We start from the raw sequence: 21,187 nt of genomic DNA on the forward strand, positions 1-21,187 counted from the left end.
ACTATAGTGTGATCGCAAGTCAGGCGTGTCACATTGCTTGTGCAAATTCGCTCTTGCACCGCGACTCGCCACGCTTCAAAGAGCGGCTATGAGCGATGTGGGACAGAGCGAAGCCGACCTGGTCGACGCTTTTCGAGAAGCGATGCGCCATGTTGCCGCTACGGTCTATGCAGTCACTACGATCGACAACGGCAATCGCTACGGAATCCTGGCAACTGCTGTCAGTTCGCTAAGCTTCGAACCGCCTTCGCTGCTCGTCTGCGTAAATCGCACGGCCTCGTTGCATGACCCGCTGGAGAGGGCGGAACGCTTTTGCGTGAACGTGCTGGGCCTCGGCAACCGCGATGTGGCCGAGCATTTCATGATCCCTCATGCCGATCGCTTCGCGGTGGGCGAATGGGAGGACCATCACGGCACCCCGATGCTAACTTCCGCACAATCAAGCCTGGTTTGCCGCACCGTGCATCGTCATGTCTTCGGCACGCACACGATTTTTATCGGGGAGCTGCTGGCGGCCAAGCACCGGCAGGATGCGACGCCGCTCACCTACTTCGATCGTAATTACATAGACATCAGCGCAGCGCCGCAGCGTTCTGAGCACGGCGACTAATCGGCAGCCAGGCTGCGGTCCCGCAGTTCGAGAAGGTGGCCGGGCCAGCTTGGCCCGCGGCGCGAAGGCAGGAACATCGCTATTTCCCTCTCCACGATTTCCGCACGTGCGGATTGGGAGGGATAAACGAAACTCGGCATAGATCCTCCGCCCGCACGGATCCCTTCCGGCGACTGCCAGAACTGTGGCACGAGCATCGGATCGTAGCCTGCATTGGCAAGAAGGTGTGCGGACAACCGGTCAGCTTCCACCTCGGCCCGCCGGTTCACCTGCTGATTGCGCCCCAAGTGGCGCATGATGCTGCCATTGTCGATCCCGAGCGCTTCCTTTCGCCGGCGGTGTTCCAGCACTGTATGCGCCAGTTCGTGCGCGAGAACGACGGCCATCTGCTCGTCCGTCAGACTGGTGGCGAAATCGTATTGCAACTGTATCACGCGCCCGTCGGAGAGGGCCTTGGGGCCGTCTGCCACCAGTATCTCGACCAGCGAACGGCAGCCGTTCGGGGCGCTGAAATTGGTCATTAGTACTTCGTCGTCGCGAACCACGGTGAGGGCGATCGGCTCGTTTTCGATCGTATCCGCAAGCAGGAAGAACGCCAGTTCGCGCAAGTGGTCTTCCCCTTGCGGGCTGAGGTGACTGACGGGCGTGCCATTGATCGCGGCAATTGTGTCTCCGGCGCGAAGACCTGCCTGATCTGCGGCTGAGCCCGACACGACTTCGGCGATTGCCAGCGGGCCACCTGCGAAGAGAGCTTGCGCTCCATCGCCATACTGGTCCGCGCTGTGGAGGATTATCCCCGTGACCGGCATCGTCTGACGACACAGCTTCGCATTACCCACTAGCATGGCGTCGGCAATCCGGGCGAGACGCAAGTCCTGTTCGGCCAATTCCTCGCTAGACTGCGCAAATGAGGCGGCGGGAAGCAACAGCAGCAACATGGCGAGCAAGCATTTCATCGCGTCGGCGCCTAGCAGCAATCACGCCAGCGCGCTGCTGTCGATTTGCGCCAAGGAAGTGAGGCCGAGCATTGCCATCGTGCGCGAGGTTTCGTCCTTCAGCAGTTCGATTGCCCGCGTCGCTCCCGGCTCGCCCGCAGCTGCCATGCCGTAGAGCGTTGCCCGGCCGACCATTGCTCCTTCCGCGCCTAGCGCCAGCGCCTTTACCACGTCGCTGCCGCGCCGGATGCCGCTGTCGAGGAGCACGCTCATACCGCCCCCTACGGCGGCGGCGATCTCGGGCAGCGCATCGATGGCGGCAATCGAATGGTCGAGCGCCCGCGCGCCGTGGTTCGACACCACGACCCCGTCAGCACCCGCTTGCTGCGCCAGGCAGGCATCTTCAGGGTGGAGGATGCCTTTCAGGACGAGCTTGCCCGGCCACATGTCGCGCAGCCTCTTAACGTCCTCCCAGTCGAGGTTGTCCTGTTTGAACAAGGCACCGGGCTTGGCACCGCGTACCACCGAGTGTTTCATTTCGTGCGGGAGGTTCGCTTGCTGCGGAAGTCCGCCTTCCAGCATGTAACGCCCGACGACGCTGGCAAACCAGCGCGGATGCGCCAGCATATCGGTCACATTCCGGCGGTTGAGCTGGAACGGCATTCCGAAGCCGTTGCGCCACAGATATTCGCGGTTGGGCGGCACGGGCAGGTCGAGCGTGACGAACAACGCCTCGCAGCCCGCCTCGTGGGCGCGGCGAACGACGTCGAACGAAAGTTCGCGGTTCTCCCACATGTATAGCTGGAACCAGCGCGTGCCCTCGATTTCGGCGAACTCCTCCACATCCATCGTGCTGGCGCTGGAAATGCAGAAGGGGATGCCCGCTTTCGCCGCTGCCCTGGCCAAGGCGAGATCGCCGCGATACCACATCATGCCTGCAGCACCTGTTGGCGCGATGGCGAAGGGCAAGGCGCTGGCAGAGCCGAGCAGGCTGGTGGAGAAGTCGATCCGGTCAACGTGGCGCAGCACGCGCGGGCGGAAGGTGATCCGCTCGAACGCCTCGCGATTGCGCGTCATGCCGGTCTCGTCCTCGACGCCGCGCTCCAGGTATTCCCACACGCCGTGGGGCAAACGCCTGCGCGCCAGCTTGCGCAGGTCCTCGATATTCCAGCAGTCTTGTAGGCTGCCCACTATCCGCGGCCGAGGAACGGCAGTTTGTTCTGCACCACCAATGCTTCGTAGAAGTTCAGGTGGTCGGGCAGGTCGCACATATGGACAATGACCTCGGCGATCTCCTCCGGCGTGGCCGCGAAGTTATCGGGCAGTTTCACAGAACCCGGCATGATCTCGGTTGCCACGATGCCGGGATGGAAGATGGAAACGGCAATGTTGTTATCGCGGCCGTCCACCGCCAGCGCGTGGGTCAGACCCTGCAGGCCGAACTTGCTGGCGGTATAGCTGGGGCACTCGCTGCGGGGCACTTTGGCCGAGATCGATCCGACATTCACAATGCGGCCATGGCCACCCTTCAGGAAGATCGGCCAGACATGCTTGGCTCCCAGGAATGCGCTCGTAAGGTTGGTGTCTATGACCTTGTGCCAGTGTTCCAGCGAGGACTCGTGGACCGGCGTGTTCTCGGCGATGCCGGCATTGTTGATCAGCACATCGACCGTGCCGAACCGCTCCACTGCCTTGGCAAACAACCGCTCGACATCCGCTTCGCTGGTCACGTCGGTAACGACGGCAAGCGCCTCGCCGTCCAGCGCTTCCAGCTTCTCCACAAGTGCATCGAGGCGGTCCTGACGGCGGGCGGCAAGCACCACTTTCGCGCCCTTATTCACGAATTCGACCGCACAGGCCTCGCCAATGCCAGAACTCGCTCCCGTCACCACCGCAACGCGGCCATCAAGAATGCTCATTGACTTTGCTCTCCCATATCCACTGCCTGTTGGCGAATGAGCGTGGACCAAGTCAACATGCTATCGCTTCAGAACGGGTCTTGGCATTCGCAATTCTTTGCCTAGTCTGCACGCTTCGCATCAGCGGCAACGGGGAGACAACATCGATGGCACTTCGCAATACCGGACTGGCAATGGCTGTCCTGATCGCTCTGACAGCTTGCGGTTCGAACGGGGAGACAGCGTCCAGCGATACGCCCGAGCCCGCCGTGATCGGCGAACGGCAGGATAATTTCGAGGAAATCGGGGATGCCTTTCGCGTGATCCGCGGCGAACTGGAAAACGATGCGCCGGACATGGCGGTGATCTCCGCCAACGCGGAAATCATCAATGCCAATGCCATGAATATCGAAGGACACTTCCCGCCGGGCACCGGTATGGACGATGGTTACGACAGTGAGGCGCTGGCAACGATCTGGGAACGCCCGGAAGAGTTTGCCGCCGCGCACGAACGTCTCGTCTCGGCCAGCGCGGCTTTCCTCGAAACGGCCGATGCCGGCGACGCCGCGGCCGTGGCCGAGGGTGTTCCCGAACTCGGAGGCGCCTGCAAGAATTGCCACGACACCTTCCGCCTCGATGACGAGTGATACCGTGAAGGTGTGGGACGGCTGGATACGGTTGTTCCACTGGACGATCGTCCTGATCATCCCTGCCATGTGGTGGACGGCCGAAAACGGCGAGATGACGTGGCACATGCGCCTTGGCACCGTGCTGCTGGCGCTGCTGCTGTTCCGCATCCTGTGGGGTTTCTTCGGCAGTTCGACCGCTCGTTTCGGGTCCTTCGTGAAAGGGCCGGGTGCCGTTATATCCTACCTGACTGGCAACAGGCGCGAGGGGGCAGCAGGAATCGGCCACAACCCGGCTGGCGGGTGGAGCGTTCTGGTGCTGCTGGGGGTGATGCTGGCGCAAGTCGGTCTGGGACTGTTTTCGGGCGATCCCTATGACGGCGCAACAGGGCCACTCAATCACATCGTCGGCGCGATGACGGCAGGCTGGATGACGGACTGGCACGAGATCGGCTTCAACGTGCTCTTAAGCCTCATTGCATTGCACATCGCTGCGATACTCTACTATCTCCTCGTGAAGCATGAGAACCTCGTGACGCCGATGGTGACGGGAAAGCGTGAAGGGCAGGCAGAAACCGGCGGCATCGAGAGCGCTTCGCTGATGCGAGCAGTGGTGTGCTTCGCCGTCGCAGCCGCCGTTCCGATCTGGATCTGGTTCGTCGCAGACTGACTTTGGCCTTTTGGGAGGCATACGATGGCCAAGGGCAACGTTAATGGGCCGCTGGGTCCGATCATGTTCGCGCTGTTGCTCGGGATCGCGGCATTCATGGTCTACGCCGCAAACAATCCGGAAATGGCGGGCTGGTTCGATCGACCGACGGACTTCTACGATAACAGCTTCGAGAAAGTTGGCTACTCGCTGCTGTTTGCCATCGTGGCGTCGGCGTTAATCAGGATCTTCTGGCGCAGGCCATGAGCGATGCTTTGCCGATCTATGGTGAGGGAAACACTTACGGGTCGCGTCCCCGAAGTCGCCCTGAATAGCGTCTTGGACAATAAGGGGGGTGGTGGACGCACTAGGGCTCGAACCTAGGACCCGCTGATTAAGAGTCAGCTGCTCTACCAACTGAGCTATGCGTCCATACCGGCGTTGCCGATAGTCCCCTAGTTCGCCTCGGCTGATTCGCATCCGCGAGTCGGCGGGGGAGGCGCTCAAATAGCGATTGTTGCGGGCGTGTAAAGGGCCTGTTTCACAAACCCGACGACGTGGAGTGTCGGTTCCACCGCTCGACCATCATCAGCGCCCCCACGCAGATCATGTTCGTCATCATCGAAGAGCCGCCATGGCTCATGAAGGGTAGCGGAATCCCGACCACGGGAGCGAGGCCCATCACCATCATCAGGTTGACCGCGACGTAAAAGAAGATCGTCGCCGTCATCCCGCCTGCCAGCAGCCTGGAGAAGCGCGTCGTAGCCTCGCGCGCTGTGATCAGGCCCCAGCGCAGGACGATACCGAACACCAGCAGGACGAACAGACCGCCGATCAGCCCCCATTCCTCCGCCATTGTGGCGAAGACGAAATCGGTGTGGGGCTCAGGCAGGTAGTCGAGCTGGCTCTGGGAGCCTTCGCCGAAGCCCTTGCCGAACAGGCCTCCCGACCCGATGGCAATCTTCGACTGGATGATGTGGTAGCCGCTGCCCTGCGGATCGCTGGCCGGATCGAGGAAGGTCAGAACGCGCTGTTGCTGGTAAGGCTGCAATCCAAAGAAATAGGCCAGCGGGATCAGGAAGAGCGCTGCGATACCCCCGCCGATGAACCATTTCTGTGGTATCCCCGCGAGGAACATCACCACCACGCCGCCGAATGCGATCGCGAGCGACGTACCGAGGTCGGGTTGCAGCAGGACGAGTCCCATCGGCACCACGATGATGCCTGCGGGTACGAGAAGGGCACGCCAGCTTCCGATCATGCCGACCGGCATGGAATGGAAGAATGCAGCCAGGATCAGGACAATGCCGGGCTTCATCAGCTCCGACGGCTGGAGGCGCATGAAGCCCAGCTCGAGCCATCGCTGGCTGCCACCGCCCAGTTGTCCCACCGCTTCCACCGCTACCAGCAGCAAGAGCACGACAACGTAGACCGGTACGGCTGCGAGCCTAGCCCAGTCCTCCGGAAAATAGGACATGACCAGGGCCATGACCAGAAAGACACCGAACCGGATAAGGTGCGAGTCGGCATAGGGGCTGAAGGAGCCGCCCCCCGCCGAATGCAGCACGGCTGCACCAAACGCGACGAGCAGGGTGAGCGGGATGACGACGCGCCAGGGGAATTCCGCGATGGGTGCGGGCAGGCTCATCTCGCCTCTCATGTCGAGGACTCCTCGGAGCGGGGATTCGCTTCCTCTCGCGGCGCGAACACCGTGCTGTCCGCCTCTTCCGGGCCAGAATAGGCCGCGCGCGCCTCGGCATCCACCTGCTCTGCCAGAGTGACAGGGGGAGGGGCGGGCGGCAGATCGACCCCGGCGGCCGAGGCATAGGCCTGGTACTGCGCGTCGAGCCGCTGCTGGGCCGTCCCGCCCCATTGCTCCTCTAGAGCATGGAGAGCGTCGAGGCCCTTCTGTGGGTCGAGCAGGAAGGTCATCACGTCGCGGGCAACGGGATAGGCCGCGCCCGAGCCGCCGCCGTGTTCGATCACGACAGCGCCCGCGTAGCGCGGGTTGTCGAAGGGCGCGAAGAACACGAACAGGCCGTGGTCGCGGTATTTCCAAGGGCCTGAGCGACCGTCCGACACACTCAGGCTCACCACCTGCGCCGTACCGGTCTTGCCTGCCAGCAGGATGTTCTCCAGCGGCAGGCGCGCGCGGCCCGCGGTGCCTGGCCCGTTGACCACGTCGCTCATTGCCTGGCGCACGTATTCTATCTCGTCCCGGCGATAGTTCATGGAGGCGAACTGCGGGGCCGTCGCCGATTTGATCAGCGACGGATTTACGCTCATGCCCGTGGCGATGCGTGCGGTCATTACTGCGAGTTGCAGGGGGCTCGTCAGGTAGTAGCCCTGGCCGATGGACGCGTTGACGGTGTCGTAGGGCTGCCACTCGCGGCCGTACTTCTCCAGCTTCCAGGCAGGGTCCGGCACGGTTCCGTAGAACTGGCTGGCCACCGGCAGGTCGAATTGCTGGCCAAGGCCGAATTGCCGCGCATAGGCGGCGACCTTGTCGAAGCCCACCTGCTGGGCAAAGTGGTAGTAGTAGCTGTCACAGCTCTGGTAGATGGCCTTGGCCATATCCACCGTGCCGTGATTGCTCCAGCAATTGAAGAAGCGGTTGCCGATGCGTCGCCCGCCGCCGCAGGAGATCGTTTCGGAAGGATCGACCCCTTCGTGCATGAAGGCCATGGAGTGCATGGGCTTTACCGTGGAGCCGGGCGGGTAGAGACCCTTCAGTGTCTTGTTGCGCAAGGGCACGCGGTCGTTGCCTTGCAGCATGGCAAATTCGACGCGGCCGATACCGTCGGAAAAGCTGTTGGGATCGAAGCTGGGCATGGAGGCCATGCACAGCAGTTCGCCGGTCAGGCAATCCATCACGACGACGGAGCCGGATTCCAGCCCGAGGCGACGCGCCGCATAATCCTGTAGCGGGCCGTCGATCGTCAAATGAACGGCGTTGCCCTGCACATCCTCGCGCGTTTCCAGATCGCGCACGATGCGGCCGGAGGCGGTGACTTCCACGCGGCGTGCGCCGGGTTCGCCGCGCAATTCCTGCTCGAACTGCTGCTCGATCCCGTCCTTGCCCAGCTTGAACCCGGGAGTGAGCAGCAGCGGCTGCGGGTCGGCGTCGTATTCCTCGCGGCTGGGCGCGCCCACATAGCCAAGTAGGTGCCCTACCGATGCGCCGGTAGGATAGAAGCGCGAATAGCCGCGTTGGGGTATGACGCCCGGAAGCTCGGGAATGCGAACGCTGACGGCGGCGAATTTCTCGTAATCCAGCCCGTTCGCGACCGGCACGGCGGCGAAACCACGCGATTCATCCAGCCGGTCGCGAAGGTCTGCCTTCTCCGGCTCGGTGAAGTCCAGCAGTTCTGCCAGCATCTCCACGGTGGCATCGGGATCTTCGAGCCTTTCGGGAATGATGTCGACTCGGAAATCCGCGCGGTTGGACGCGAGGGGAGAGCCGTTGCGATCGAGAATCCAGCCACGGCGGGGCGGGATCAGGGTGAGGTTCACCCGATTGCTCTCCGCCTCCATCTCGTATTTCTCGTTCTCGGCAACGGCGATGTAACCCATGCGCGCAGCCAGCAGCAGCCCGATGCCGCCCTGGATCGAGCCAACAACGAAACTGCGCCTGTCAAAAGTCTGCTTGAGGGAATTCGACGTGAGTTTGCGGTCCATGGCTCAGCCGATGCGCCTCACACGCGTCAATCGCACTCTGTCTAGAAGGGAAACCATCTTTGCTACAATGGGAAAGGCAATGACAGAGAGCAAGAGCTGCGGCATCAGCAGGGCAAGTTGCCGAAAGCCGATGGAAGCGCCTGAAAACAATGCGCTGAAGAGCAGGAAGACGGGAACGAACAGGGCCGCGACCAGCCAGTCCTGCCAGAAACTGCGCCAGGGGAAACGGATTTCCAGCAGCTCCAGCGCGATCATCGTTACAGAAAACAGCAGTATCCCGCTGCCGACTGGCTGGCCGGAATAAAGGTCATTGAACAGGCCGAGCGGCAGACCCGCCCACATCGGCAAGAGGCCGGGGCGCAACATGCGCCAGGCGAGCAACAGCAGATAACCAAGTGGCGGCAGGATCGGAGCAGGGGCAATAACGGGCAGCAACGGCGTGAGGGAGCCGAGCATGATGGTGAGCCAGGGCAATCCGTAAGCGAGAACCGGCGAATGGTCGCGATTGATCTTGCTGCCGTAGGCGTCGCGCCGCGCGTTGGGGGCAAGCCGCTCCATTACTCTCCAGCCTGCCCTGACGCGGACTCAGGCCCGGCCTCGAGCTCGGAATCGAGCGGGAGTTCCATGTCCCTTACCACGTCACCCTGCCAGATCGGCTTGACGATCACGACATCGGTCGCGGCGGGATTGCTCAGCAACTGGCCGATGGCCCCGTCGTCGGTCACTTCGGTCACCATGGCGACGGCAGTACCCGGATGGAACAGGCCGCCCGCGCCCGAAGTCACGAAGATGTCGCCTTCCTCAAGCGGATTGATGCCGAGGTTGATAAGGCGAATGCGCAGGGAGCCGTCGGCGCGGCCTTCTGCAAAGGCCACGACGTTGTCGGTCGCGCGGCGAACGGGAACGACGCTATCGGTGTCCGTCAGCAGCAGGACGCGCGAGGTGTTGGCGCCCACTTCCAGCACGCGGCCGACAAGGCCCAGCGGGGAAGTGACCGGCATTCCCGGCTCGACACCATCACGCCTGCCTGCGGACAGGTAGGCGAAGCGCCGCGCGCTGCTGGAGGTCGAGCCGATCAGCCGCGCGGTTGTAACAGGCTCCACGTCGCCCTCGGCCAGTTCCAGCACGGCACGCAGTCGCTGGTTTTCCTGCTCCAGCGCGCGGGCTTCCGCCAGTCGCACACGGGCGATGCGGATTTCTTCCTCCAGCTCGGCATTCTTGCTGCCAGCGTCATAGTATCCGGCAATAGCTTCGAAGAAGTTGCGCGAACCCACGCGGCCGGCCGCGCCGACTTCGCCCACGGGTGCCGCGGCATCGCTCGCCATGGAGCGCAAGCCGTTGAACGTCCCGGGGCGCCAAAGCGATATCGCGAGCAGCAAGGCACCCAGCGTGGCACCAAGACCGGCAGCAAGATACCCGGCGAACAGCCCCAGCTGCGCCTTCTTGTTCGATCCTGCTCTCTTAGCCGATGGCGGCGCCATAACCGCCGATACCTCCAGTAACTTGCGTCGATTACGCGGTCATCAACACGCCGCGATAGATCGGGTCTTCCATGGCCTTGCCGGTGCCGATGGCAACGCAGGTAAGGGGATCTTCTGCGATGCTGACGGGCAGGCCGGTTTCTTCCTTGATGTGATCGTCAAGGCCCTGGATCAAGGCGCCGCCGCCGGTGAGCACGATGCCCTGGTCGACGATATCTGCGGCGAGTTCGGGTGCCGTGTTTTCGAGCGCGATGCGCACGCCTTCCACGATCGCGCCGATCGGTTCGGAAAGTGCTTCTGCGATGTGCGCCTGGTTGATGGTGATTTCCTTGGGAACACCGTTCACCAGGTCACGACCCTTGATGATGATGCTCTCGCCAACGCCATCTTCCGGCACGGTGGCACAGCCGTATTCCTTCTTGATCCGCTCCGCCGTGGCATCGCCGATCAGCAGGTTGTGGTGGCGGCGGACGTAGGAAACGATAGCTTCGTCCATCTTGTCACCCCCGGTGCGTACCGAAGTGGTGTAGGCAAGGCCGCGCAGCGACAGGACGGCGACCTCGGTCGTGCCGCCGCCGATATCGACCACCATGGAGCCGACCGGCTCGGTCACCGGCATGTCCGCGCCGATGGCGGCTGCCATCGGTTCGAGGATCAGGAAAACTTCGGACGCGCCGGCATTGCTGGCGGCATCGCGAATGGCGCGGCGTTCGACAGAGGTCGAGCCCGACGGCACGCAGATCACGATCTCGGGATAGCGCAGCAGCGTACGCTTGTTGTGCACCTTGCGGATGAAGTGCTTGATCATCTCCTCGGCGATTTCGATGTCGGCGATCACGCCGTCGCGCAGGGGACGGATCGCCTCGATGGTGTCGGGCGTCTTGCCCATCATCATCTTCGCATCTTCGCCCACGGCCTTCACCCGCTTCACGCCGTTCAGCGTCTCGATGGCGACGACCGAGGGTTCATTCAGGACGATCCCGCGATCCTGCACATACACCAGCGTGTTGGCCGTGCCGAGGTCAATGGCCATGTTCTGGGAGCCGAACTTGAAGAAATTGGAGAAGAAAGAACTCATCGAGAAATCCGTATCTTAGGAAAGCTTGGTGGCGGAGAGACTCCGCACATCCGCCACAGGTGTTCAGGAATTGGCGGGTCTTTAACGCCTGATTGCAGCAAAGGCCAAAAAATTTGTCGACAAAGACGCAGTTTTGCCCCGGTTTGCCTCGAAAATGCGGCAACTGGCCGATAGGATAGCCCGATGCCGGAAATTCGCCGCCTTCCCGAGACCCTGGTCAATCGCATCGCTGCCGGCGAGGTGGTGGAGCGTCCGGCTTCCGCATTGAAGGAACTGGTCGAGAACGCGATCGACGCAGGGGCCGGCCGGATCGCCGTGTCGATTGTCGAGGGCGGCCTCGATTCCATCGAGATCACCGATGACGGCTGCGGCATGTCGCCTGAGGAAATGGCGCTGGCGCTGGAACGCCATGCGACTTCCAAGCTACCGAACGAAGCTATCGAACAAGTCGGAACGCTCGGATTCCGCGGAGAGGCGCTGCCTTCCATCGGCAGCGTGTCGCGCCTGACGCTGGAAAGCCGCGTTCGCGGTGCAGAACAGGGTTGGAAACGCGTGGTCGATCACGGCGCGCTGGCGGAGGAAGGACCTGCCGCGTTGCCGCCGGGAACACGCGTCCGGGTGGAGAACCTGTTCGCCAAGATCCCTGCACGCCGCAAGTTCCTGCGCACGCCGCGCAGCGAGTACGCCGCCTGCCAGGACGTGGTGAAGCGACTTGCCATGGCCCGGCCCGACATCGGGTTCACTTTCGAGCACGGCGGCAGGCGCATATTCCAGGTGCAGGGCGGGGAGGGCACCGAGGCGCGCGTGGCGCAGATCGTGGCGCGCGAACTGGCGGACAACGGCGTTTCCATCGACCTTGAGCGGCCGAGCGGCGATGACGGAGTCATGCGGCTGACAGGCGTCGCCGGACTGCCGACTTACAACCGCGGCATTGCCGATCACCAGTATCTGTTCGTCAACGGTCGGCCCGTAAAGGATCGGTTGCTTACCGGCGCGGTGCGCGGCGCCTATGCCGACATGCTGGCACGTGATCGCCACGCAGTGCTGGCGCTGTTCCTCAGCATTCCTTTCGCCGATGTGGATGTGAACGTACACCCCGCCAAGACCGAGGTGCGCTTCCGCGATGCCGCCGCCGTTCGCGGCTTCATTGTCTCCGGATTGCGGCAGGCCTTGTCGACCGGGGACAGGCGTTCGGCGCAAAGCCCCGATTCAGGGGCAATGAGCCGCTGGCAGCAGGAGCCGCTCCGCGACGAACCTGCGCCCGCGCTTCGTTCGATCTTCGCCGGTCGGGACTGGTCCGCTCCCGCCCCTTCCGTGTCCCACGTCTCGGAACAGCGGATGGAATGGGCAGGCGACACGAGGGTGATGGCCGCGCCGCAGGGCAGGGCCGAGGAAGCCGAGAGATTGCCCGAGAACGCGGAGCAGTACCCGCTCGGCATTGCGCGCGGGCAGGTGGCGAACACCTATATTGTCGCAGAAGCCGCCGACGGGCTGGTGCTGGTGGACCAGCACGCGGCGCACGAGAGGATCGTTCTCGAACGCCTCCGCGCCGCCGGGGCCAGCGACAAGGTTGCTGCGAGTCAGGCGCTGCTGATGCCCGAAGTGGTGGAGATGGACGAACCCGCCTGCGACCGCCTTGAGGAACAGATCGACCATTTCGCCTCCCTTGGCCTCGTGATCGAACGTTTCGGCCCCGGTGCCATGCTGGTGCGAGCTCTGCCCGGCACTCTGAGGAAAGCTGACCCTGAGAAGCTGCTCTACGATCTGGCGGATGACTTGGCGAAGCACGGTTCCTCCCTTCTGCTGGGCGAGAAAATCGAGCATGTCCTGGCGACAATGGCCTGTCACGGATCGGTGAGGGCAGGGCGGACCTTGAACGTTGCCGAGATGAATGCCCTCCTGCGCGAGATGGAAGCCACCCCGCGTTCAGGGCAGTGCAACCATGGTCGTCCAACATGGGTGAAACTGTCGATGGACGACGTCGAAAAACTCTTCGGGAGGCATTGATGCGCTTGCCCTTGATCGTGTGCCTCGCCGCAACCTTGGCTTCTTGCGGCGACGAGCTGAGTGAAGCCGAGCGCGCCGAGCAGGATCGCGAAGTCGTGGAGCGGGTGCGCGAGGCCAACGAAGCCGCGCCGCCTCTCGTGCAGGTCGTGCCGGAACCGATCCTCTATCCCGACATGGAAGCGCATGACCTGTTTGGGCTTGCCTGTTCCTACGCGCCGGGGACAAGCATGGGCGCGAGGGTCATCGCCCGAGAGGCCGACGCTTTCGTCAAGGTCGACGGTGACGTGATCCGCTTCGCTGCCGACCCCGGATCGCGCGAATTGCCGGCCAAGAGCCGCTCGCTTTACAATGGTCGCGAATATTCGCTGCGGCTCAACGTTGTCGACAAGGAGGCTGATGCCGAAACGGATACGCCCTTTCTCGAAGGCACGGTCTGGCTGCGAGACCGGTGGGACCGGGTGATCTATCAGGGCACCGGCGCTGTAAGCTGCGGCGCCTGACGTTTACACAAGCGCCGGCCGCACCAGCATCCAGATACCCATACCGATCATGGCGAGGTTTTCCGTTAGCGATACAAACCCGAGAGGGACGTTGCCACTGCCGCCAACGCAGGCGCACTTGATGTCGCGCTTCTGGATATAGACTGCATAGAACACGCTTGCTGCACCGATCGTGCCGATGAACAGCGCGACGGGTATCGAAATCCAGGGCAACAGTCGCCCGGCCATCAGTATCGCGGCACCTGCTTCCAGAAATGGGTAGAGGTAGGCGTAGGGCACCCACCTTTTCGCGAGCAGGTCATAGCCGAGGAACATCGTGGAGAACTGCTCCACGTCCTGCAGTTTCAGCATCGCCAGCATGGCCATCGAGAAAGCGACGAACCATTCGGCCGCGCGGATCGTCAGCGGAGTACCGAAACTCCACCAGCTCAGGGCAAGGGCGAGGCCGAGACCGACAGCGAACACCGCGATTACCGGAGTGTAGCTCGTTTCGCCCTCGTCCTTCGTTTCCTCACCGAAATATTCGCGAAGGGCGTCGTATCCGCCAATGCGCTTGCCGCCCATGAACACCTGCGGCGTCGTCTTGACGTCATGCTTCTCCTTGAAGGCATCCGTCTCTTCGCGCGTGGTGAGGTATTGATCCTCGACCGAGTAACCTTTCCTCTCGAGTAGCCACTTCGCCTTCAGTCCGTAGGGACAGACGTGCTTTTCCATCACCATGCGGTAGAGGCGCGCTGTTTTTTCGCCGCGCGCCCCTGAATTGGCTCGGATATCGGGATTGGTACTCATGTCGGTCATGCGCGGAAGCTGGGGACCTTTCCGTGGGGGCCCATTTCCGGAATGATCCGGTAGCGGGCGAGGATGAGTGAAAGGATGCCAAAGGCGATCAGGCCAATGGCCACGAGTGTGAAGATCGCACCGTCATCGGCCAGGCTGGCCACGGCGTCACCCAGTGTCTTCACCTGCTCGCTGCCTGCGGACATGAAGCCGGCTTGGAACAGCGACCAGCCGATTACCACGAAGACGACCGCGCGTGCTGCATAACCGATCCGGCCGATCGTGCGGGTGTGATCAGGGGCCTGTCCGGAAATCCGGTGCATGAACTCTCCGGTGTAGCTTTTCTTCGCCTGCGCGAACGCAGCGATGAAGAAGGCAATGCCCAGAAGGCCAAGGATGATGCCGCCGAATTCTACCGACAGCACACCCGAAGCTGCTTCCTGCGCGCCGCCGCCGCTGGAACCGCCGCCATCGCTGCTGGCGAACTTGTATGCGGAATAAGCGAGTGCGAAGTGGCCGACCGCACTACCCAGGTGGCCAAGGCGCTTGCCCCAGCCCTTGGCATCGGAGCCCTCGTTCTCGATGTCGAACAGCGGTGAGCAGAGCCGGAACAGGCCATAGGCCGCAAGGCCGATTACCATGATCCAGAGGATTGCCGTTCCGGCGGGGAAATCCTCGATGGCGCGAAAGACGCCGTTGGTGCCATCGGCTATCTTCTGCGCGCTGGTGAGGGCGATGATGCCTACGACCGCGTATAGGATGGCGCGGCTGAAATAGCCTACCCTTACCAGCCAGTTGAATTTCTCGGACTTGTCGACCATTGCGGGGTCACTCCTCTGAACCGTTTTCCCAGCAACGGGCGAGGGCGCAGATTGTGCCGAGCGGGTTTCGAGGCCGACGAACCTGGAACACCTGGAACACTGTCCAGGACCGAAAAACTGGGGGGCTGACAAAAGCCCTTCCACTCCATGACTTGATGGCTTTCCGGAAGGGTAGGGAGAGGTTGCAGATGCGGCCGACATAGCCGCGCCTCTGTCCCACTTGCGGTGGAGTAGGGAAGGCCCTTAGCGCAGCCGCTTCACATAGAGCTGGTTGTCATCGCGGCGCTCCATCTTGAAATTGTCGCTAGCCGCCCGCATCAGGTCGGAAAGCCGTTTGAACCCATGATTGCGCACGTCGAAGCTGGAACGGTTGCCCGCGATCTGACCGACCTCGTGGAGGCGCGCATAGCCCTCGTCATCGCGGCTGGCTGCCTTCCACGCTGCCCCCAACAAGCCGATGAGTTCGGTGTCGATCGCCTCGCCATTATCGGGCTTGCCGTCCTCGTCAGCCGAAGTGCGGATCAACTGGTCCACGTCGATGTAGCGCGTACACGCCGTCTTGAACGCGTTCGGTGCCTTGTCGCTGCCGAAGCCGTAGACGATCAGCCCGTCCTGCCGCAGTCGGGTGACTAGCGGCGTGAAATCGCTGTCGCTGCTCATGATGCCGAAGCCGTCCACCTTGCCGGCATTCAGCAGGTCGATGGCATCGATGGTCATGGCGATATCGGTGGCGTTCTTGCCCTTGGTCAGGTCGAACTGCTGCACCGGCTGCAGGCCGTAACGGTGCGAGATCTTGTTCCAGTTGGCAAGCGCGGGCTTGGCCCAGTTGCCATAGGCCCTCCGGATGTTCACCTGCCCCAGCTCCGCAAGCACGGTCAGGACGGGGTCGATGCCGTGGTGACTGGCATTGTCTGCATCGATCAGCAGGGCGATATTCTTGAGGCTTGCTTCAGGCATGGGCGATGAAATGGCTGCGCTGCGGCGCGAAAGCAAGGCCGCTCGGACGATTCCCTGCGTCTAAGTCGTGGCGAGTCGAATGCGGCAAAAAAGTGACGGAGATAAAGCCTCCAGGGCTCAACTCATCGCACAGGCATCTCCAATGGCCCCCGCATATCGACCTCTTTCAAAAGCGTTCATTTACCAGACAGGGAAAGCTGAACAGTCAGCCCGCCTGATTTCGCAACCCCGCGGTTTTCGCCCCGTGCGAGCCCGCATTTCAATGGAGACTATTGCAGTTTTCCGGCTGACCCGGCCAAGATGGCATTCTTACCATGTGCCGTGTCCCCCTTTGGACGGGTCTGCCTTACAGAAGGAGTACGACATGATTACCACCGCGAAAAAGCCGATCGGGATGGCTCTCGTTGCTGCCCTGGCCCTGCCAGCCGCTGGCAGCCTTTCCGCCCAGGAACTCAACCCTGCATCCGCCAGTGCAAATGCCCAGGTCCGCGAAGAGCGGATCGACGTCGTCGGTTCCCTGCCGAGCGACCTCTCGGGACTTGCCGAAGGTCCCGAACTCGATGGCTTCATCTCCCAGCGTCGTGGCCGTGAACTGACGGTGACGACCGAGAACGGCGCTGCCACCAACGTGTTCGTGGCCGACACCACCGATATCCGGGCGCGTGGCGGCTTCCTTGGCCTCGGCCGCACGGAACTCGGCCCCGAAGCCCTGCTCAACGGCCTGCCCGTCACTGTGGAAACGGTGCAGTGGGAAGGCGGCCTCGTCGCCAGCAGCGTCCGCTTCAAGGATGACGACTTGGAAACCGCAGAGATGATCCGCGGCGCGACCGACCAGCGCTTTAGCGAGAACGAAATGGCGATCGAGGAAAACGCGGTTGCCACCGAAGCCCTGCGTGGCCGGGTTGCCAATATCGACCAGTACAACGTGCGCGGTACGGCGAACGTCTACTTCGATACCGGCAAGTGGAATCTGACCCCTGCAGCGCAACGCGATCTCTGCAACGCCGCGCGTGAAGCCGGCGAGATGGACAACGCCCTGCTACTGGTTGTCGGCTACACCGACGACGTTGGTGACTACGACTACAACCAGACGCTGAGCGAGCGCCGCGCGGGCCGCGTGGTCAACTACCTGCAGCAGGAGTGTGACTGGGCACCCTGGCGCATGCTGACGCCGACCGGCATGGCCGAGGCCGATCCGCTGGCCGACAACACCACCGCCGCTGGCCGGGCGCAGAACCGCCGCGTTTCGGTGAACATCCTCGTCAGCAAGGCTGTCGATAACATGTAAGCCGACCGGCTTCGGACAAATAAGACCCCCGCGTCAGCAATGGCGCGGGGGTTTTTTTGTTATGCTTTGCTTTTATGCGGGCCGGAAATCGCCGCTTTTCTCGTCAAGCAGGTGCAGCACGCCATCGGAAATGGCGAAATAGGCACCGCGCAGGGCCAGTTCGCCAGATGATTCCTTCTCCTGCACGCACGGGAAGGTGCGCAGGTTGGCGAGACTGACCTTCACCGCGGCCAGCTCCATCGCCCGCTCCGCCTCTCTGCCTGTCGTGCCGAGCTTGGCGGCAATGGGCTCGCGCGTTTCGTCCAGCATGTCGATCCAGTGGGCGACGAAGCCGCCTGCGCCAAGATCGTTGCCGTGCAGGTCCTGCGTCAGCGCGGCCTTGCACCCACCGCACATGCCGTGGCCCATCACCACCACTTCCTTCACTTTCAGGAACTGGACGGCAAATTCCAGCGCGGCTGAGACGCCGTGGCGGCCGGGTGTCGTCTCGAATGGCGGGACAAGCGCGGCGACGTTACGAACGACAAACAGTTCGCCGGGTGCCACGTCGAAAATCTGCGCCGGGTCCACGCGGCTGTCGGAGCAAGAGATCACCATTACCTGCGGTGACTGGCCCTCTTTCAGTTCCTCCCAACGCTCGCGCTGGTGCTGCCAATCGGTCTCCCGAAATCGGCCGTAGCCGTCGATCATTTCTTCGAATGTCTTCATGCCTCCTTCGCTGCCTTGATTTTCGGGATTCGGCAAGAGGCCAAAGGACCATGCGGGTTGCCCACGGCGGGGTAGGGCACTAAGTGGGCACCCAATGAACGACCTCTCATCCACGCCCGCCCCCGAAGACGATCGCCCGGTCCGCCAGCGCAAGCCGGACTGGATCCGCGTGAAGGCCCCTGTCAGCAAGGGTTATCACGAGACGCGCAAGATGATGCGCGAGCTCAACTTGAACACGGTTTGCGAAGAGGCAGCGTGCCCGAACATCGGTGAATGCTGGAGCAAGAAGCACGCCACGGTGATGATCCTGGGCGATGTCTGCACCCGTGCCTGCGCCTTCTGCAACGTGAAGACGGGGATGCCCCGCATCGTCGACCCGATGGAGCCGGAGAACACCGCCATTGCGGCTGCGAAGATGGGGCTGGAGCATATCGTCATCACCAGTGTCGACCGTGACGACCTGCCAGACGGCGGCGCCGGCCAGTTCGTGAAGGTCATCCAGGCCCTGCGGAGGGAAACCCCGAACACGACGATCGAGATCCTGACCCCCGATTTCCGCGGCAAGATGCGTGCGGCGGTGGAGGCGATTTGTGAAGCCGGGCCAGACGTTTACAATCACAACCTCGAAACTGTGCCACGCCTCTATCCCACCATTCGCCCCGGCGCGCGCTACTATGCCTCGCTGCGACTGCTGGAAGAGGTGAAGAGCCACAACCCGCTGATCTTCACCAAGTCCGGCATCATGCTGGGGCTGGGTGAGCAGCGTCTGGAAGTGCATCAGGTGATGGACGACATGCGCAGTGCAGACGTCGATTTCATCACGATGGGCCAGTATCTCCAGCCCACGCCGAAGCACGCCAAGGTGGAAGATTTCGTGACGCCCAAGGCGTTCGACGCTTTCGGCTCCATCGCGCGTGCCAAGGGCTTCCTGCAGGTCGCCTCCACACCGTTGACGCGTTCCAGCTATCATGCGGGCGACGATTTCGCCCAGATGCAGGCGGCCCGCGAAGCCAAGCTGGCGAAGCAGCGCGCGAAGGAAGGGAAGGGGGCCTGATGCCCTCGATCCGCGAAACGCACCGGCTGCCTTATACGGCAGAGCAGATGTTCGACCTCGTCGCCGATGTCGACAAGTACCCGGAGTTCCTGCCCTGGGTCGTGGCGACGCGCGTCAGGCGCGACAGCGATACCGAGATGACTGCCGACATGCTGGTGGGCTTCAAGGCGCTGCGCGAGAAGTTCACGTCCAAGGTGGTGAAGGATCGGCCCAACTCGATCAATGTCCACTACGTCGATGGGCCGCTGCGCGATCTCGACAACAACTGGACGTTCCGCGATTGCGGAGAGAACTGCTGCGAGATCGATTTCTGCGTCGATTTCAGCTTCAAGAATATCATGTTCGAAACGCTGGCCGGCCAGTATATCGACCGCGCTTTCCGCAAGATGGTGGATGCGTTCGAAAAGCGCGCCCACGAGCTTTACGGCAACAACAGCTCCAGCGCACAAAGCGTCGCCTGACGACGAACGCCTGAGCGACCGGTGTCCTCGAACAACCGGTCCTCGGCTTCGGGCTCATCCTGCCCCTTTTCCAAGCGTGCGAAGACAACGGTGCCGACCGGTTTGGTTTCGCTCCCGCCGCCGGGGCCTGCGATTCCGCTGATTGCGACGGCCACATCCGCATCGCTGCGCTCCAGCGCGCCGCGCGCCATGGCGTAGACGCAGGCGACGGAAACGGCTCCGAAAGCCTCGATGATGTCGCTCGCTACGCCCAGTTCGGCCTGCTTTGCCTCGTTCGAATAGGTGACCAGAGAGCGGTCCAGCACGGCAGAACTGCCGGGTATCTCGGTGATGGCGGCGGCGACGAGGCCGCCGGTGCAGCTTTCCGCCAGCGCGATCTTGCGGCCGGCAGCGGCGTTCTCCTCCACCACGCGGCGGGCGAGGTTCACGATATCGTCGGGAAGAAGGAAGTCGCTCATGCCTTTGCCACCATCGTTGCCACGGCCTGCGCCGCAATACCTTCGCCGCGCCCGGTGAAGCCCAGTCTCTCGGTCGTCGTGGCCTTCACGCTGATGGAACCCACGTCCACACCCAGCAGTTCCGCGAGCCTTGTGCGCATAACGTCGCGGTGCGGGCCGATCTTGGGCGCTTCGCAGATGAGGGTGAGATCCACGTTTCCGACCGTATAACCGGCCTCGCGTGCCAGTTTCACCGCGTGCTCAACGAATTGCGCCGAGCGCGCGCCTTTCCACGCGGGATCGCTGGGCGGGAAGTGCTGGCCGATATCGCCCTGCGCGACGGCACCCAGGATTGCATCGACCACGGCGTGCAGGCCGACGTCGGCATCGGAATGCCCCGCAAGGCCCTTGTCATGATCGATCTGGATGCCGCAGAGCCACAACTCCTCACCCGCCGCGAGCCTGTGAACGTCGTATCCCATGCCGACACGCACGGGTTGGGGTAAGCCGGTTTCGGACACGAAATCCTCCGCATAGGTAAGTTTCTTCAGCCGCTCGTCGCCATTCACGAGAGCCACTTCACCCCCGGCGGCGCGCAGCACCTGCGCATCGTCTCCGGCGGTCGCCTCGCCTTGCCAGCTGCGATGAGCGCCAAGGATTTCGGCGAAGCGAAACGCCTGCGGGGTCTGCACGCGGCGAAGCGTCTCCCGCCTGGCGTCGGCGGCCATCAGTTCGCCATCGGCGACCACCATCGAGTCCACCACAGGCAGCACTGGTATTGCACCGGGATGGTCTTTCAGCGCTTCCAGCAACCGGGTGACGACCGATTGCGGCAGGTCCGGCCGCGCCGCATCATGGATCAGCACGTTTGCGAAATCGAACTCGGCAAGCCTTTCCAGCCCCGCCGCGACCGACTGCTGGCGCGTCTCGCCGCCGTCGATCACGGTCACGCCCTCTTCCACACCAGCCGCGTCCAGCGCCGTCTGGTGCATCCCCGACGGGGCAGCGATCACGATCATTCCGCAGCCTGCGTCGCGCAATGCCGCTACCGAGTGGGCAAGCACCGGCCTGCCTTTCCACGGCGCGAATTGCTTGGGCACGGTCTGGCCCGAACGCATGCCCTTTCCGGCGGCGACGATTACTGCCGCAAAGCTGGAGTCAGGGGGACTGGAAAGGCTCTCGGACACAGGCGCGCGCTAGCCGCTTGAGACTGTCCTCGCAA

At 62.8% G+C, this 21,187-nt stretch carries 23 protein-coding genes and 1 tRNA gene; 9 read left to right on the forward strand and 15 right to left on the reverse strand.

The genetic code is table 11. The features are described from left to right. Window positions 1–88 precede the first annotated feature (88 nt). Window positions 89–610 (forward strand): flavin reductase family protein, encoded by a 522-nt coding sequence (locus tag D4Q51_RS14430; RefSeq protein WP_120078517.1) that lies wholly within the window; start codon window positions 89–91, stop codon window positions 608–610. Here D4Q51_RS14430 and D4Q51_RS14435 read toward each other — a convergent pair. From D4Q51_RS14435 to D4Q51_RS14445, 3 genes are read right to left on the reverse strand one after another with little or no spacing between them, the layout of a single operon-like run. Next, window positions 607–1,566, reverse strand: coding sequence for a PDZ domain-containing protein (locus D4Q51_RS14435; protein WP_162925347.1), 960 nt, complete (start codon window positions 1,564–1,566; stop codon window positions 607–609). The two genes, D4Q51_RS14430 and D4Q51_RS14435, sit on opposite strands and share 4 nt — an antisense overlap. Window positions 1,567–1,587: 21 nt before the next feature. Continuing rightward, a complete protein-coding gene (locus D4Q51_RS14440) occupies window positions 1,588–2,736 on the reverse strand; it encodes an alpha-hydroxy acid oxidase (RefSeq protein WP_120078519.1) in 1,149 nt (382 codons plus the stop codon). Beyond that, the gene (locus tag D4Q51_RS14445) at window positions 2,736–3,464 is read right to left on the reverse strand and encodes an SDR family oxidoreductase (RefSeq protein ID WP_120078520.1); all 729 of its coding nucleotides are present in this window, start codon (window positions 3,462–3,464) and stop codon (window positions 2,736–2,738) included. The genes D4Q51_RS14440 and D4Q51_RS14445 overlap by 1 nt, the downstream gene beginning before the upstream one ends. 146 nt (window positions 3,465–3,610) lie before the next feature. On the opposite strand from D4Q51_RS14445, the gene D4Q51_RS14450 reads away from it, so the two are divergent. From D4Q51_RS14450 to D4Q51_RS14460, 3 genes are read left to right on the forward strand one after another with little or no spacing between them, the layout of a single operon-like run. Then, complete coding sequence (locus D4Q51_RS14450; protein ID WP_120078521.1) at window positions 3,611–4,090, forward strand: c-type cytochrome; 480 nt, start codon at window positions 3,611–3,613, stop codon at window positions 4,088–4,090. Further along, window positions 4,080–4,739 (forward strand): cytochrome b/b6 domain-containing protein, encoded by a 660-nt coding sequence (locus D4Q51_RS14455; RefSeq protein ID WP_120078522.1) that lies wholly within the window; start codon window positions 4,080–4,082, stop codon window positions 4,737–4,739. Before D4Q51_RS14450 ends, D4Q51_RS14455 begins: the two co-directional genes overlap by 11 nt. 24 nt (window positions 4,740–4,763) lie before the next feature. After that, window positions 4,764–4,985 carry a hypothetical protein gene (locus D4Q51_RS14460; protein WP_120078523.1) on the forward strand — a complete coding sequence of 74 codons (222 nt, stop codon included), beginning with the start codon at window positions 4,764–4,766 and terminating at the stop codon, window positions 4,983–4,985. Between the two features lie 89 nt (window positions 4,986–5,074). On the opposite strand, the gene D4Q51_RS14465 is transcribed toward D4Q51_RS14460, so the two are convergent. From D4Q51_RS14465 to D4Q51_RS14490, 6 genes are all read right to left on the reverse strand, one after another. Beyond that, a tRNA-Lys gene (locus tag D4Q51_RS14465) sits at window positions 5,075–5,150 on the reverse strand. 109 nt (window positions 5,151–5,259) lie between these two features. Then, window positions 5,260–6,378 carry a rod shape-determining protein RodA gene (rodA, locus tag D4Q51_RS14470; protein ID WP_240624764.1) on the reverse strand — a complete coding sequence of 373 codons (1,119 nt, stop codon included), beginning with the start codon at window positions 6,376–6,378 and terminating at the stop codon, window positions 5,260–5,262. Next, window positions 6,375–8,396, reverse strand: a complete 2,022-nt coding sequence (mrdA, locus tag D4Q51_RS14475) for a penicillin-binding protein 2 (protein WP_120078525.1) — start codon at window positions 8,394–8,396, stop codon at window positions 6,375–6,377. Before mrdA ends, rodA begins: the two co-directional genes overlap by 4 nt. A gap of 3 nt (window positions 8,397–8,399) precedes the next feature. After that, on the reverse strand, window positions 8,400–8,852 hold the full coding sequence (gene mreD / locus D4Q51_RS14480) for a rod shape-determining protein MreD (protein WP_240624766.1): 453 nt from the start codon (window positions 8,850–8,852) through the stop codon (window positions 8,400–8,402). A 101-nt stretch (window positions 8,853–8,953) separates the two neighbouring features. Further along, window positions 8,954–9,877 (reverse strand): rod shape-determining protein MreC, encoded by a 924-nt coding sequence (gene mreC, locus D4Q51_RS14485; protein WP_120078527.1) that lies wholly within the window; start codon window positions 9,875–9,877, stop codon window positions 8,954–8,956. A gap of 31 nt (window positions 9,878–9,908) precedes the next feature. Continuing rightward, window positions 9,909–10,955, reverse strand: coding sequence for a rod shape-determining protein (locus D4Q51_RS14490; RefSeq protein ID WP_120078528.1), 1,047 nt, complete (start codon window positions 10,953–10,955; stop codon window positions 9,909–9,911). Between the two features lie 183 nt (window positions 10,956–11,138). On the opposite strand from D4Q51_RS14490, the gene mutL reads away from it, so the two are divergent. Together mutL and D4Q51_RS14500 are read left to right on the forward strand one after the other, a co-directional pair. Beyond that, window positions 11,139–12,962 (forward strand): DNA mismatch repair endonuclease MutL, encoded by a 1,824-nt coding sequence (mutL, locus tag D4Q51_RS14495; protein WP_120078529.1) that lies wholly within the window; start codon window positions 11,139–11,141, stop codon window positions 12,960–12,962. Further along, window positions 12,962–13,462, forward strand: coding sequence for a hypothetical protein (locus tag D4Q51_RS14500; protein ID WP_120078530.1), 501 nt, complete (start codon window positions 12,962–12,964; stop codon window positions 13,460–13,462). Before mutL ends, D4Q51_RS14500 begins: the two co-directional genes overlap by 1 nt. A gap of 3 nt (window positions 13,463–13,465) precedes the next feature. Here the strand turns inward: D4Q51_RS14500 and D4Q51_RS14505 are convergent, their stop codons facing one another. From D4Q51_RS14505 to D4Q51_RS14515, 3 genes are all read right to left on the reverse strand, one after another. Beyond that, window positions 13,466–14,260, reverse strand: a complete 795-nt coding sequence (locus D4Q51_RS14505) for a glutaredoxin family protein (RefSeq protein WP_240624768.1) — start codon at window positions 14,258–14,260, stop codon at window positions 13,466–13,468. Continuing rightward, window positions 14,257–15,060, reverse strand: coding sequence for a DUF1206 domain-containing protein (locus D4Q51_RS14510; protein ID WP_120078531.1), 804 nt, complete (start codon window positions 15,058–15,060; stop codon window positions 14,257–14,259). Before D4Q51_RS14510 ends, D4Q51_RS14505 begins: the two co-directional genes overlap by 4 nt. A 243-nt stretch (window positions 15,061–15,303) precedes the next feature. Then, complete coding sequence (locus D4Q51_RS14515; RefSeq protein ID WP_120078782.1) at window positions 15,304–16,017, reverse strand: NYN domain-containing protein; 714 nt, start codon at window positions 16,015–16,017, stop codon at window positions 15,304–15,306. A gap of 364 nt (window positions 16,018–16,381) precedes the next feature. Between D4Q51_RS14515 and D4Q51_RS14520 the strand changes: the two genes are divergently transcribed. Continuing rightward, window positions 16,382–17,305: an OmpA family protein gene (locus D4Q51_RS14520; RefSeq protein WP_120078532.1), complete on the forward strand. Its 924-nt coding sequence runs from the start codon at window positions 16,382–16,384 to the stop codon at window positions 17,303–17,305. Between the two features lie 72 nt (window positions 17,306–17,377). Here D4Q51_RS14520 and D4Q51_RS14525 read toward each other — a convergent pair whose 3' ends face one another. Next, window positions 17,378–18,013, reverse strand: a complete 636-nt coding sequence (locus D4Q51_RS14525) for a carbonic anhydrase (RefSeq protein ID WP_120078533.1) — start codon at window positions 18,011–18,013, stop codon at window positions 17,378–17,380. Window positions 18,014–18,107: 94 nt separating this feature from the next. Here D4Q51_RS14525 and lipA point away from each other — a divergent pair, with 94 nt between their 5' ends. Beyond that, the gene (gene lipA, locus D4Q51_RS14530; protein ID WP_120078534.1) at window positions 18,108–19,067 is read left to right on the forward strand and encodes a lipoyl synthase; all 960 of its coding nucleotides are present in this window, start codon (window positions 18,108–18,110) and stop codon (window positions 19,065–19,067) included. Continuing rightward, complete coding sequence (locus D4Q51_RS14535) at window positions 19,067–19,528, forward strand: type II toxin-antitoxin system RatA family toxin (protein ID WP_120078535.1); 462 nt, start codon at window positions 19,067–19,069, stop codon at window positions 19,526–19,528. Before lipA ends, D4Q51_RS14535 begins: the two co-directional genes overlap by 1 nt. On the opposite strand, the gene D4Q51_RS14540 is transcribed toward D4Q51_RS14535, so the two are convergent. Together D4Q51_RS14540 and D4Q51_RS14545 are read right to left on the reverse strand one after the other, a co-directional pair. Further along, entirely contained in the window at window positions 19,489–19,986 is a 498-nt protein-coding gene (locus D4Q51_RS14540) for a CinA family protein (RefSeq protein WP_120078536.1), read from the reverse strand. The two genes, D4Q51_RS14535 and D4Q51_RS14540, sit on opposite strands and share 40 nt — an antisense overlap. Next, entirely contained in the window at window positions 19,983–21,152 is a 1,170-nt protein-coding gene (locus D4Q51_RS14545) for a bifunctional 2-C-methyl-D-erythritol 4-phosphate cytidylyltransferase/2-C-methyl-D-erythritol 2,4-cyclodiphosphate synthase (RefSeq protein WP_120078537.1), read from the reverse strand. The genes D4Q51_RS14540 and D4Q51_RS14545 overlap by 4 nt, the downstream gene beginning before the upstream one ends. Window positions 21,153–21,187 lie beyond the last annotated feature (35 nt).

It is taken from the genome of Aurantiacibacter odishensis (assembly GCF_003605195.1).
Taxonomy (GTDB): Bacteria; Pseudomonadota; Alphaproteobacteria; order Sphingomonadales; family Sphingomonadaceae; genus Alteraurantiacibacter; species Alteraurantiacibacter odishensis.